Source organism: Ferroplasma acidiphilum (assembly GCF_002078355.1).
Taxonomy (GTDB): Archaea; Thermoplasmatota; Thermoplasmata; order Thermoplasmatales; family Thermoplasmataceae; genus Ferroplasma; species Ferroplasma acidiphilum.
Map to the genome: position 1 here is coordinate 404,396 of NZ_CP015363.1, position 12,157 is coordinate 416,552.

Annotated in this window: 15 protein-coding genes; 10 read left to right on the forward strand and 5 right to left on the reverse strand. The window is 36.9% G+C overall.

Annotated features, from left to right (window positions below; translation table 11 throughout):
• The first annotated feature begins 293 nt into the window (after positions 1-293).
• The 7 genes from gcvPA to fad_RS02255 all read left to right on the forward strand — a co-directional run bounded on the left by gcvPA (position 294) and on the right by fad_RS02255 (position 6,680).
• Positions 294-1,583 carry an aminomethyl-transferring glycine dehydrogenase subunit GcvPA gene (gene gcvPA, locus fad_RS02225; RefSeq protein ID WP_081141608.1) on the forward strand — a complete coding sequence of 430 codons (1,290 nt, stop codon included), beginning with the start codon at positions 294-296 and terminating at the stop codon, positions 1,581-1,583.
• Between the two features lies 1 nt (position 1,584).
• A complete protein-coding gene (gcvPB, locus tag fad_RS02230) occupies positions 1,585-3,018 on the forward strand; it encodes an aminomethyl-transferring glycine dehydrogenase subunit GcvPB (RefSeq protein WP_081141610.1) in 1,434 nt (477 codons plus the stop codon).
• Positions 3,019-3,041: 23 nt separating this feature from the next.
• Positions 3,042-4,100, forward strand: coding sequence for a replication protein A (locus fad_RS02235; protein WP_236940595.1), 1,059 nt, complete (start codon positions 3,042-3,044; stop codon positions 4,098-4,100).
• A complete protein-coding gene (locus fad_RS02240) occupies positions 4,100-4,996 on the forward strand; it encodes a hypothetical protein (RefSeq protein ID WP_081143139.1) in 897 nt (298 codons plus the stop codon). Before fad_RS02235 ends, fad_RS02240 begins: the two co-directional genes overlap by 1 nt.
• A gap of 42 nt (positions 4,997-5,038) precedes the next feature.
• A complete protein-coding gene (locus fad_RS02245) occupies positions 5,039-5,647 on the forward strand; it encodes a cytochrome c-type biogenesis protein (protein ID WP_081141613.1) in 609 nt (202 codons plus the stop codon).
• Positions 5,648-5,779: 132 nt separating this feature from the next.
• Complete coding sequence (locus tag fad_RS02250; RefSeq protein ID WP_009887507.1) at positions 5,780-6,133, forward strand: NfeD family protein; 354 nt, start codon at positions 5,780-5,782, stop codon at positions 6,131-6,133.
• A gap of 247 nt (positions 6,134-6,380) precedes the next feature.
• Positions 6,381-6,680 (forward strand): DUF2175 family protein, encoded by a 300-nt coding sequence (locus fad_RS02255; RefSeq protein WP_009887509.1) that lies wholly within the window; start codon positions 6,381-6,383, stop codon positions 6,678-6,680.
• A gap of 11 nt (positions 6,681-6,691) precedes the next feature.
• Here fad_RS02255 and fad_RS02260 read toward each other — a convergent pair whose 3' ends face one another.
• Genes fad_RS02260 through fad_RS02280 form a run of 5 tightly spaced genes read right to left on the reverse strand, consistent with a single transcriptional unit; the run spans position 6,692 to position 8,413 of the window.
• Positions 6,692-6,847: a 30S ribosomal protein S27ae gene (locus tag fad_RS02260; protein WP_009887510.1), complete on the reverse strand. Its 156-nt coding sequence runs from the start codon at positions 6,845-6,847 to the stop codon at positions 6,692-6,694.
• On the reverse strand, positions 6,847-7,164 hold the full coding sequence (locus tag fad_RS02265) for a 30S ribosomal protein S24e (RefSeq protein ID WP_081141614.1): 318 nt from the start codon (positions 7,162-7,164) through the stop codon (positions 6,847-6,849). Before fad_RS02265 ends, fad_RS02260 begins: the two co-directional genes overlap by 1 nt.
• Positions 7,154-7,660: a GTP-dependent dephospho-CoA kinase family protein gene (locus fad_RS02270; RefSeq protein ID WP_009887512.1), complete on the reverse strand. Its 507-nt coding sequence runs from the start codon at positions 7,658-7,660 to the stop codon at positions 7,154-7,156. The genes fad_RS02265 and fad_RS02270 overlap by 11 nt, the downstream gene beginning before the upstream one ends.
• Positions 7,638-7,829 carry a transcription elongation factor subunit Spt4 gene (gene spt4, locus fad_RS02275; protein WP_009887513.1) on the reverse strand — a complete coding sequence of 64 codons (192 nt, stop codon included), beginning with the start codon at positions 7,827-7,829 and terminating at the stop codon, positions 7,638-7,640. The genes fad_RS02270 and spt4 overlap by 23 nt, the downstream gene beginning before the upstream one ends.
• An 8-nt stretch (positions 7,830-7,837) precedes the next feature.
• Positions 7,838-8,413, reverse strand: a complete 576-nt coding sequence (locus fad_RS02280) for a DNA-directed RNA polymerase (protein WP_009887514.1) — start codon at positions 8,411-8,413, stop codon at positions 7,838-7,840.
• Positions 8,414-8,714: 301 nt separating this feature from the next.
• Between fad_RS02280 and asnS the strand changes: the two genes are divergently transcribed.
• The 3 genes from asnS to fad_RS02295 all read left to right on the forward strand — a co-directional run bounded on the left by asnS (position 8,715) and on the right by fad_RS02295 (position 12,086).
• On the forward strand, positions 8,715-10,004 hold the full coding sequence (asnS, locus tag fad_RS02285; protein ID WP_081141616.1) for an asparagine--tRNA ligase: 1,290 nt from the start codon (positions 8,715-8,717) through the stop codon (positions 10,002-10,004).
• Positions 10,001-11,008 carry a uroporphyrinogen decarboxylase gene (gene hemE, locus fad_RS02290; protein WP_081141617.1) on the forward strand — a complete coding sequence of 336 codons (1,008 nt, stop codon included), beginning with the start codon at positions 10,001-10,003 and terminating at the stop codon, positions 11,006-11,008. The genes asnS and hemE overlap by 4 nt, the downstream gene beginning before the upstream one ends.
• Before the next feature lie 193 nt (positions 11,009-11,201).
• Positions 11,202-12,086: a ferrochelatase gene (locus fad_RS02295; protein ID WP_081141619.1), complete on the forward strand. Its 885-nt coding sequence runs from the start codon at positions 11,202-11,204 to the stop codon at positions 12,084-12,086.
• The last annotated feature ends 71 nt before the right edge of the window (positions 12,087-12,157 follow it).

Here is a 12,157-nt window from a genome sequence, read left to right on the forward strand (position 1 = left end):
ATATTACGTAGTAATATAAAGTAAAAATATGTATTAGAATTAAACTTCATATAGATATTTCCATTTATACCATAAGGTTATGTTATGTTTTCATGTATTTAAGTATTCCACATTAACCTGTTTTTATTCCGGGCATACCTGTTAAATATCCTACTGTATTCCGATAAAAATTAGGAACCCGTACGGCAACAATTATAAGAAATTAAAACGTGAAATTATCTGACTAATTTCTAAGTAGCCATATTTCTCCACCCACTATAATGTTTAAATATTCTTTATTAATGGTTGCCTAAATGAGCGAAACTGATGAAATACTGGACTATCTTAATGTTAAATCCGTTGATGGCTTATTCAGTGATATCCCGGACAGATTAAAGGTATCCCTGGATCTGGGAAAACCTATTGATGAGTTTTCTACAATAAGAGCCATAGAAGATATGGGGAGAAAGAATAAAGCAGGAAATATGAATTTCCTGGGCAATGGCATATATGATAGATTTGTGCCACCACTTGTTGATGAGATAATAGGCAGAAATGAATTTTTAACATCATATACTCCATACCAACCTGAAATATCACAGGGAATTCTTCATTCTCTATTTGAATACCAGAGCATAATATCAGACCTTACAGAGATGGATATAACAAATTCTTCCATGTATGACGGTTTTACATCCCTAGCAGAGGCCGTGAGAATGGCATACCGTATCAATGGAAAAAGCGAAGTTTTAATCCCAGAAAATATATATAAATCACAATTGAGCATAATAAAGAACTACACGGAAGGGCTTAATTTAAAAATTATAACATATGGATTCGGAACAGATGGGCTGCTGGATCTTGAGGACCTGAAGTCAAAAGTAACATCTGATACTTCTGCAATCATTGTAGAGAACCCGAATGTTTTCGGGCTTATAGATGAAAATGCGTTTCATGTCAGTGAAATCAAGAAAGATTCTATCCTGATAACATACTATGATCCTGTATCACTCGGATTTATTATACCTCCTGGAGAATACGGTACAGATATAGCTGTGGCTGAGGGGCAACAGCTGGGAATCCATATGAATTATGGAGGGCCTCTACTCGGGCTGTTTTCATTTAAAAAAGAATATGTGCACAGGTCTCCTGGAAGGTTAATTGGACTGTCAAAAGACTCTGAGGGAAAGAAAGCATTTGTTATGACTCTCCAGGCCAGGGAGCAGCATATAAGGCGTTCAAGGGCTATGAGCAATATATGCTCAAACCAGGCCCTTCTGGCTGTAGCATCACTTGCATACCTGTCCATCATGGGTTCCGAAGGGCTAAGAAAAATAGCGTTGATAACAATGAATAAGAGCAGGAAACTTAAAAATAATATGAAATCTGCAGGGATTAAGCCTGTATTTGACGGGATAAATTTTTCAGATAACCTGTTCTATTTTGACCAGCTGGAGATTCTTGAAAGCAACAACATATCAGGTGGAATAAGGCTATCTTCCATATCAGAATATAATGGATACGGAAATGCATCGTTTTTTTCAGTTACAGAAAAGACAGGCGACGAAAATATAGAGAAACTGGCAAAAATACTGGGTGATTAAAATGTACAGGCAAGCTTATTATGATGAGGATTTCCTGAATCAGTTTAATACAGGAAATGATTTCTATATGGATGATGTTGAAGATAGCTATCCAGAGTCAATAAGGAGAAAGTCCCTTAAACTACCGGATGTGCGTAGCGTTGATGTATCACGGCATTTCACAAGGCTTTCGGAAATGAATTATTCGGTGGATCTTGGTATGTACCCGCTGGGTTCCTGCACCATGAAATTTAATCCAAAATATGCAAATTATGCTGCATCTTTGCCGGATTTCCGGGATATTCATCCTATGGAAAGCCAGTTAAAAACACAGGGCACACTCGAGGTAATGTACAACATGCAGCAGTTTCTTGTTAAAATTTCAGGCATGGATTATGCAACACTTCAGCCGTCTGCTGGGGCACATGGGGAGTTAACAGGAATTCTTATAGTAAGAAAATATTTCGAAACCCGTGGAGAAATTGATAAACGCAATGAAATCATAATTCCTGATTCAGCACACGGCACCAATCCTGCATCGGCCGTTATGGCCGGTTTCAAAGTAGTTGAGGTTCCATCAAATGAAAATGGGCTGGTAGACCTTGAGGCATTAAAAGCGGCAGTAAATGAAAATACCGCAGCTTTTATGATAACAAATCCAAACACACTGGGCATATTCGATGACCAGATATCTGAAATAGCTACAATAATACACAACAATGGATCGTTGCTCTATTATGACGGCGCAAATTTCAATGCTATACTGGGCATTACAACTCCTGGCAAGATGGGGTTTGACATAGTGCACTTTAACCTGCATAAAACATTTGCAACCCCGCATGGCGGCGGAGGCCCGGGTGCCGGTCCTGTGGCTGTAAAATCCTTCCTCATGGATTTCCTGCCTGTTCCCATAGTGGTTAATGACAAAGGCACATATTCCCTATTCTACGGGCTCAAAAATACAATAGGCAAAGTATCCTCATATAACGGTTCATTTGGTGTGGTACTAAGGGCATTCTCATACGTATTGAAGAATGGAAATAATCTCAGTGCAAATGCAAAGAGAGCAGTAATGAATTCAAACTATATGGCAAAAAAATTATCGAAATATTATAAGATACCCTATAAACAACTGAAAAAGCACGAATTTGTACTTTCAACAGAGAATACGGGCAGGAAGGCGCTGGATATATCCAAATTTATACTGGATTATGGAATCCACTCCCCTACCACATATTTTCCGTTGATTGTAAAGGAAGCAATGATGATTGAACCCACAGAATCGGTAACGAAGAAGGATATGGATTATTATATAGATGTAATGGAAAAGGCACTTTCAGTTCCTGAAGAAGAATTAAAGCAATCGCCTGTAAACACATCTGTTCACAGGATAGATGAAATAGGTGCAGCCAGGAATCTTATATTAAAATGGCCGGCCCCAACGGAAAACCATTAAATAAGCATAAGGGATATGAAATAATGAAAATTAATGAAATGCAGGGTAACCTGAATAATGTTGAGGGGAAGGTCAAAATACTTTCTGTTGACAAACGGGAAATAACAACATCCAGGGGCGATACTGTATATTATTATGGCCTTGCAGGTGACGAAACCGGCGTGTTGCCATACACTGCATGGGAATTCCCTGCGCCTATAAAACCCGGTGATGTTGTACAGATAAAATATGCGAAAACAAAGGTTTACAACGATCGAATGAGACTTTACTTCGACTCCAAAACAGAGATTATGCTAAAACCCGGGGAAGAAATGGAAGTAAAAAACACATATAAAGATGTGAAGCTAATGGATCTTACAACAAAGAATCCATTTGTGGCTGTAACCGGGAAAATAAGCAATATGTCCGGCAAGGAATATAACAAAGCCGGAAAAACATTTATAATATACAATGGCTTCATAGAAGACGATACATCACGTGTAAGGATATCATCCTTCGGGAAACCTCTGGAAAACGGAAAGGTATACAGAATTGTGGGCGCCAGGGTATCTGAATTCAACAAACAGCTGGAAATTTCAATAGGCGATAAAACAGAGGTATTTATTGAGAATGAGGATATGGACTTTCAGAGATACTATAAATTATTTGAGGTCGATAACCCTGCAGGTGGAATTACTATAATGGGATTCATAATTACACTGGGGACAAAAAGTGGCATTATAAAACGCTGCAGTGAATGCAATAAGCCCCTGAGCAATGGCGTATGCCCGGATCATCCTGAGAAACCAACAAAACTGGACATATTTTCATATTTTACACTGGACGATGGAACGAAATATATACAGTGCATAGCAGGAAAAAATGCAATTATGCCTTTTATTGGCATAAAGGAGGAAGAGCTTCCACATTACGCAGGAGAGATTTACAGAATGCTGGAAGAAAAGCTATACGGCCACGCAGTTAAAATCAACGCAGATTTTATTAAAAATGAAGAAGATCTATCTCTCAGGGTTAATTCCATAACAAATATAGAAAGAGAAGATATAAGCAGGGAGATAGAAGCAAATCAACAGGTGAAATGATGGCGTATACAAAAAGGGAAAACTCATACTGGTTATTTTCGAGAGAACTAAAGGATTCAACAAAACTTGAGGGTGAGGAGAAGCGGCCTTATGTTATAACTCCCCTGGGTACAAAGGTAAAACGTATACTGTTTGCCGGAGCGATAACATATAAAAATTCCGATGACCGGATGGTAAAAGTAACGGTTGCCGATTATATCGGGTCGTTTTACCTCACAGCATTTAAAACTGGCTTCAGCAGTGAAATGGCTGAGGAACTGGATAAATTTAATGTGAACGACATAGTAATGGTTATGGGAAAAGTAAGCTCATTTAAAACAGATGATGGAATATTCTACTTTTCTGTAAATCCAGAGTTGATAAAAAGCATCGGGGAAACGGAACGGTATTTCTGGGGGGTACGTGCTTCTTATGTTGCAAAAAGGAAGATTCTCGCAATTACCGAAGCCATAAAAGACGATGTGGCAACAGTTGATACACTTCTCAAGCTCGGATACTCGCAGGATGAAGCAGAGGACGCAATAAGGGCGAAAGAATATTACACTGATTATGACTTTAAGTCCTATATGGATGCAATATCTTCAATCAATTTTGATTCCCCGGTAATGGCTGTGGCACACCGGGAGATGGATATTGAAAATCCGGAAAGTTTTGAAACAGAGGGCAATTCATCCAACCAGCAAAATACAGGGGCCCCACAGACTTTTAACATAGAAGAATTTGTACTGGCATACATAAAAAATAATGACAGCGGGCCAGGCTGCAAATATGATGACATTATAATTTCATGCTCAAACGCAGGCATCTCAAGGGAAAAGGTGGATGAAATACTTAATTCCCTTGGTTCCCGTGGTGAAATTTATGAAGTCTCCCTAAAAAGGTATAAACCCCTTTAATTTTAATAAAACATTTAAAATACTTTGTACAGATATAATATTATGGTAACCCTTGATGATATATTAAAATGGCTCAGTTCTGGAACAGATAATGCAAGCTCCCTGATTGATTTAAAATGGAATATAAAGAAAGTGGGAAATTATATAGCTCTGGAAAACAACAAAATACCCTTTGATATCCTGCTTTATGCAGACGATCAAAAGAAATCCTGCAGCCTTATAGTCAGAACAGGAATTGAAACAGCTACCATAGAGAACCAGCCACGCCTTACAATATACAGAACGCTGTTGCTTTTAAATCAAAAAGTTGAAATGGTAAAGTTTATGCTTGACGGGATCAATGAGGAAGTTGTAGCAAGGGAAGATTTTGATCTATCCGTGTTGACAAAGGACGTTCTTAATACCGGACTTAACACAATACTGGCAGCTTTCTACCTGATGGTTAAGGCACTGAATATGGAGGATGAATTCAATTCTGGCGTTATAGAAAGGACAGCTATGATGATAAAGGAAATGGCCAGTGCTGGAAAAACAAAGGAAGAAATAAAAGACTATCTTGTTTCATCACTGGGATTGAATGAGAACGATGCCAACAAGCTCATATCCGAGGTTCTTTCTGCGGATTCGGCTCCAAAAAATATGTACGAGTAATATAAATTTCTGGCAAATCTATATTTTTCCATAACATTGAATTTTTTATATTTAACAATATGCCATGGTTGCTAGTTGAAGATTTAATAGAAATACTTTTTAGCAGGTAAGATATATTAATTCGTGGTAAATATGTTTACTGAGATAATTCCAGTTGATTATACAACAGCCGTGCCCGGGTCCCTTGTATTCGCAGTTATCCTTGTAATAATAGTACTTGTAGTTATTATTACAGTGACAGTTTATTATCTGTATAAAATCATTTCATCACAACGTGGAAGAAAATATACAGGATCAGAATCAATGACAAATATAATCGGAATTGCCAGCAACAATATTGATAAAAATGCCGGCGGGTTTATAAAAATCGATGGCGTATCATGGGAAGTTATTAATAATGGCGATGAGCCCATTGAAAAATATGATAAAGTTGTTGTTACTGGCAGGATTGGCTTAAAACTTATGGTTAAAAAAATCAAAAAATAATGTTATATAAATTCTTATTTTTTAGACCCGGAATACTGGAACTACATGCCATTGCAAGCTATAAAGCAGGATTTAATGTGCACCCTTCTAATGAAAATTACTGACTCTTGAGAAATTATAATACTATTATAATTACCATGTAGCTAATAGAAAATTTTAAATCTTTCTGGAGAGCTAATACGTGTTATATTTATTGTAATTCCAGGAAGCGACGATAAATTTAACATCTTATAAATTATTATGGTGTATGGAATATGGATGTTATACATGTAATAAAATAATAAAAACAGGGGAGAAATTTACCTTCACAAAGGAAGGGCCTGTACATCTGGATTGCTTTGTAGCCACACAGAGGAAAAAGGTTCCCGAAGAAAAACAGGAATATCTCAGAAACCTCAGCATGGTCCTTGATTATGAATTAACCTACCTTGTTGAACTATTGGGATTAAAATCTGATGATAAACCAACATCGGAATTCATAAAACGCAGGATAACAGCAATAGAAAAGCAGGCCGGTGAAACTACCGGGCTTATTTATAACTTATAATTTTTTAAAATTTATTTTTTCTTTTTGAATTCAGTATATTTGCATTTTCCACAGGTATAGCGATCAGAGTGCTCTGCCATAAATACACCCGCGCCACATCTGGGGCATGTTCTACGCTTTCTGACTATTTTATCTGCTTCTACTGCATATAATTCTCTTTTTTCCATTATTTACTCTCCTTTTCCTTTAATCCATTTCTTAATAGCTCATAATCCGGCTCATAGAGCATTGCATGCTCTTTTGTGTCATATATTTTCACATATCCTTTCAGGGAATCCTTTCCTGTTTCCTGAATATTATGGTCAACTATTATGACTTCCTCTTTGGCTTTATAATAATCCATAAGCAGTTTTTTTATTTCATTCCTGCTTACAGTTTTTCCAGATTTAAAATCTATTGTATATTTTATCTCTTTTCTGAACAGCAATTTGTTATCCCTTTCGGAATCAACGCTGAAGTTCTTAATCATTTTTTCATTGCTCATTTCTGTACATCTCCATTATCATTTCTTTTATTCTTTCTTTTATTTCATCATTGACTTTTATGTACGCCATACCCACGTCAGGCACGCCATAAACTATTACTGTATTCTTATCTGCATAAAAAATTATTGGTATAACTGCCAGGTCCTCTTCGCCATCTACTTCTATTCTCCCATGGACGCCAGTGCTGATAAATTCATAAATTTTATTCATTAAATCAATAGATATGATTCCAGGCGGATTAGAAACAGTTATTGACCCCTCTTCATGCATAAATCTTTTTCCATCCCTTTTAGTTACCAGGTCTACTATCTGGAGATTGAGTTTAATGCCCGCATTTTTCAAATTCTCAGTTGTTACATCTCCCACGGAAATAATTTTATTTTTTAAAGCCAGTTCTCTTATATCATCAACGGAGCAGAGGGAATATTTGAAATCCTGTATATATTTCCTTTCCCTGCTTCCTATTACAATATTACGATCTAACTTTAATGGCATATATACCTTTTTCGGTTATTCCAGCTTTTTGTGCAATCTGGGAATTTATATCGTTTATTATCAGGAATCCAAACCAGTCTACCTTTGTACGTTCTTCCCCGTGTACCGGGCATACATCTTCAGTTGTGAGCCTCTTGCAAATTTTGCAGGCCTTATACGCTTTTTTCATTTAACACCTCAATTATTAACGTTCTCCTTTTTCATCCATTCCAATTTTCCAAGCCCGGGCTGTTTAGCAGTAAATCCTATTTTGCTATCAGACAGGGATGCTGAGGATAGATTCAGGGCAACAATCCTTACACGGATCTTATCTCCTACTTTCAATTCCATTTTGCTATCCTTTCCCACTATTCTCTGGTTTTCCATATCAATATTTATAGCATCATCCATAATCTGGCTGATATGCAAAAGCCCTTCAAATGGCCCGAATTTTATAAATGCACCGAATTTCTGCACAGCCACAACTATTCCATCCACAACTTCATGCATCTTTGGAAAATATGCCAGGGCACTGTATTTTATGGACTGGTACACACCACCGTCACCATGCACTATGGTACCTTCGCCCTTCATTTCGATGCTATTTACAGAAACTATGTATGATTTTCCAATATTTTTCTGGCCTTCCTGGATATCCACTAGCTTACCTTCTAAAGTTGATTTTGAGGCTTCCGCAACGGCATCAGAATAATTATCATTCAACAGTTCAGGCGGAACCCTAATCACGTATTCATCCTCAAGCAATATGTACATATTTATTCTCCTTTAAAATATTGTTAAAGAATTTAATAATGTTATAAATATTTATGTATTGTGCCTGTTAATTATATCCTGTTAGAGAAATAATTATATTCTATGCTTTTCCTACCCTAAAGTGCTTGCTTATGGAGAAATCCACCTGCCATAGAGTAATTGTAAACAGATATATGCAGTTATTAAGAAATAACAGTTGTGGGGATAACCGGAACAATTGATTTTATTTGTTCAATGTAATATAATTGCCATAGTATTGTATAAACCTAAAAAATATATGTGTAATCAATATTCACTTTTAATGGAAAAAATAAAGGAAGCATTATCAGATGATTTACTTGGAAAAACTGTCAGTATCCGGGGGTGGGTATACCGTATAAGGAGTTCTGGCAAAATAACGTTTATAGTTATGAGAGACTCTACAGGCATAATACAATGCATAGCATCCTCGGAAAACCTGAACGATGAACAGATGAAAGAAATTTCATCCCTTACTATAGAAAGCAGCATTGAACTTTCAGGGAAACTCAGGAAAGAGCCCCGTGCAGTAACCGGATATGAAATCTCCCTGCAATCTTATAAAATATATGAAAGGAATGAAAATTTCCCAATTGCTAAAGACCTCGGGGAAGAATTTCTCCTGGACAACCGCCATCTCTGGTTGCGCAGCAGGGAGTTTACAGCAGTATTAAAAATCAGGTCTACAGTTTTTAAGGCATTTGCCGATTATTTTTATAAAGAGGATTATTACCAGGTTCAGGCTCCAATGTTTGTTTCTACTGCCACAGAAGGCGGCTCATCTTTATTCAATGTAGATTATTTCGGGGAAAAGGTAAATTTAACCCAGAGCTCACAGTTTTATCTTGAAACACTCATATATAGCCTTGAAAAAGTATTCACTATAGCACCAAGCTTCCGTGCTGAAAAATCACGTACAAGAAGGCATCTTACCGAGTACTGGCACGCAGAGGGTGAAGCAGCATGGTATAGCAATGAAGACATGATGGCCGATGAAGAAAAAATGATAAAATACATCATAGACGAAGTACTGAAAAATAATCTGGAAGATCTGGAAATCATTAAAAGAGATATCAATAAAATAAAAAATATAAAAATTCCTTTTGAAAGGATAAAATATAAGGATTTAATTGAAAAATCAAAGGAATTTGGCATGAACCTCAAATATGGGGATGACCTCGGGGCAGACGAAGAATACGGGATAATGGTGCATTTTGATAATCCTATATTTGTTACCGATTATCCAGAATCTTTAAAAACATTTTACCACAGGCCGGACCCCGACAATCCCGGAGAGATACTATGCCATGATCTGCTGGCACCTGAGGGGTATGGCGAAGTTTTAGGCGGGGGAGAAAGAATATACGATCTCCAGCAACTTCTTGACAGGATAAAGGAAAATAACCTGAATCCTGAAGATTATTACTGGTATGTTGATTTAAGGAAATATGGGAGCATTCCACACAGTGGATTTGGCCTGGGGCTTGATAGGCTTGTAATGTGGATTTGTGGATTATCCAATGTAAGGGAGACAATTCCATACCCCAGAACCATAAGGCGTGTGAAACCATGAACAATTTTATTCCAGCATTGAAACAGGAACCGCATGACCATATCCCTGTATGGTTTATGCGCCAGGCGGGCAGATATATGGATGAATATAAGGAACTCCGGAAATTATATAATATCAGGCAAATGTGCATGGATCCTGAAATTACTGAAAAAATTACATATGCCCCTGTAAAATTGCTCGGAGTGGATGCAGCAATAATATTCGCTGATATAATATTGCCTCTGGAAGCCATGGGGTATAAAATAGATTTTAACAGTTCAGGGCCTGATATAGGGAATGGATACAGGCACAATAAAAGTATGGAAGGAATACATGAGTTCAATACAGGAGATTTAAAATACAGAACATATGACGCAATCCGGCTCTTCAAGCAGAATTACCCTGAAACCCCCCTTATTGGTTTTTCCGGGGGAATCATAACAGTTATGTCATATATTATTGCTGGAGTTTCTGATAATAATCTTGTATACACAAAGAAGGTTATGTTAAATGACCCTTCATTTGGAATAATGAAAAAAATGATTAAAAACATGATACTTGACTATGTAACAATGCAGGTCAAAGCCGGCGTGGATGCCATACAGATATTTGATTCATGGCTTGGCGCCTTATCGCCATATACCTTTGAGAAATACCTGAAAAACGACATTATTGAACTGGTAGAATCAATAAAAAGCAAGGTTCCTGTTATATACTTTTCAACAGGCAGTTCAGGCATGATAGAACAATTTAATGATATTAAGCCGGATATACTGAGTGTTGACTGGAGAATAAAATTATCCCATGCCAGAACAATATTAAATGGTAGCATAGGAATGCAGGGCAATTTAGACCCGTATCTTGTTCAGTACAGCAGGGAAGCAGCATTGGAAGAAACTGGTAGAATCCTCGGTGAAGCAGGAAAGGATGATAATTATATATTCAATCTTGGACACGGCGTATTGCCGGAAACAGATCCTGACACGCTCAAAAGCATAACAGACACCGTTCATTCTTATAGATAAAATCTTAATTTATCCAGCTATTGGCTTATTGAATTTCTAATTGTGTAAATCCAGTGTTGGTCCATGTTATTTTTATTATACCATCTCTATCCAACCTATATCTAAGCTCCCGGTTGAATATCCGGCGGCCAGTGTTTTTTCCATATAAATAAAATGTAGAAAGAAATAAATGCGCGCTTAAAATAAACCATTTATGAAGAAAGTTATATTATTAAGTTACGGAAGCCCTGAAAGGATTGATGATGTTCCGGAATATCTATCAGGCATATTTAATGGGAAACCCGTACCGGAAAAGATCATGGAAGAAAATATTAAAAAATATGAAATGGTCAATGGCATATCTCCCTCAAACCAGATAATTAAAAATTTAAAAGATAAACTTGGGAAATTGCTGGCAAGATATGGTGATTTTGAGATCATAGATGCCTACAAGCACTGGCATCCCGGAATAGAAGAAACAGTATCATCACTGGATGCAGATTATGAGGAAATAATTGCATTGCCACTGTTTGCTTTTAAGTCAAACAATATTAGAAAATCATACGAAATACCGGTGAAAAAAGCCATGGAAGGAAAAAATATGAAACTGAGGTTCATAAATGGCCTTGATTACAGCATACTGGCTTCTATGTGGGTTTCAGAGATCAGCAAATACGTATATGATTTTGACAATTTCCTGTTCACTGCACATAGCCTTCCCCTGATAGATGACGAATCTGATTATCAGGCATCACTGGAAAGAAATGCAGGGAAAATTTCAGATATGCTTGGCATTGAAAAGTATTATACTGCATTTTACAGCCAGGGGCCACATGGAAAATGGATTGAACCATCTATATATTCTAAGATTGACCTGTTTAAAGAAGATAAAATTAACAATTTACTTGTATCTCCAATTGGCTTTTTATATGAACATCTGGAAATACTATACGATCTTGATGTAAAGTATAAAGAGTTTCTTGAATCCCAGGGCATAAAATACGCACGTGCCAGAACACCATCAGATTCGGATGGCATGGCCATACTTCTAAAAAACGCAATAATGGGAGTAGAGGGAGATAAGGAAAACTATTATTAGCAGAGGCCAGAGTTATTAAACAGAAATATAACTCCACCTTAAATCTTTTTAAGCTTTAATGCATAACTGAC

What these genes read in the sequence shown, in the direction of transcription:
- gcvPA (WP_081141608.1), top strand. Translation starts at nt 294, where the DNA reads ATGAGCGAAACTGATGAAATACTGGACTATCTTAATGTTAAATCCGTT.
- gcvPB (WP_081141610.1), top strand. Translation starts at nt 1,585, where the DNA reads ATGTACAGGCAAGCTTATTATGATGAGGATTTCCTGAATCAGTTTAAT.
- fad_RS02235 (WP_236940595.1), top strand. Translation starts at nt 3,042, where the DNA reads ATGAAAATTAATGAAATGCAGGGTAACCTGAATAATGTTGAGGGGAAG.
- fad_RS02240 (WP_081143139.1), top strand. Translation starts at nt 4,100, where the DNA reads ATGGCGTATACAAAAAGGGAAAACTCATACTGGTTATTTTCGAGAGAA.
- fad_RS02245 (WP_081141613.1), top strand. Translation starts at nt 5,039, where the DNA reads ATGGTAACCCTTGATGATATATTAAAATGGCTCAGTTCTGGAACAGAT.
- fad_RS02250 (WP_009887507.1), top strand. Translation starts at nt 5,780, where the DNA reads ATGTTTACTGAGATAATTCCAGTTGATTATACAACAGCCGTGCCCGGG.
- fad_RS02255 (WP_009887509.1), top strand. Translation starts at nt 6,381, where the DNA reads ATGGAATATGGATGTTATACATGTAATAAAATAATAAAAACAGGGGAG.
- fad_RS02260 (WP_009887510.1), bottom strand. Translation starts at nt 6,847, where the DNA reads ATGGAAAAAAGAGAATTATATGCAGTAGAAGCAGATAAAATAGTCAGA.
- fad_RS02265 (WP_081141614.1), bottom strand. Translation starts at nt 7,164, where the DNA reads ATGAGCAATGAAAAAATGATTAAGAACTTCAGCGTTGATTCCGAAAGG.
- fad_RS02270 (WP_009887512.1), bottom strand. Translation starts at nt 7,660, where the DNA reads ATGCCATTAAAGTTAGATCGTAATATTGTAATAGGAAGCAGGGAAAGG.
- spt4 (WP_009887513.1), bottom strand. Translation starts at nt 7,829, where the DNA reads ATGAAAAAAGCGTATAAGGCCTGCAAAATTTGCAAGAGGCTCACAACT.
- fad_RS02280 (WP_009887514.1), bottom strand. Translation starts at nt 8,413, where the DNA reads ATGTACATATTGCTTGAGGATGAATACGTGATTAGGGTTCCGCCTGAA.
- asnS (WP_081141616.1), top strand. Translation starts at nt 8,715, where the DNA reads ATGGAAAAAATAAAGGAAGCATTATCAGATGATTTACTTGGAAAAACT.
- hemE (WP_081141617.1), top strand. Translation starts at nt 10,001, where the DNA reads ATGAACAATTTTATTCCAGCATTGAAACAGGAACCGCATGACCATATC.
- fad_RS02295 (WP_081141619.1), top strand. Translation starts at nt 11,202, where the DNA reads ATGAAGAAAGTTATATTATTAAGTTACGGAAGCCCTGAAAGGATTGAT.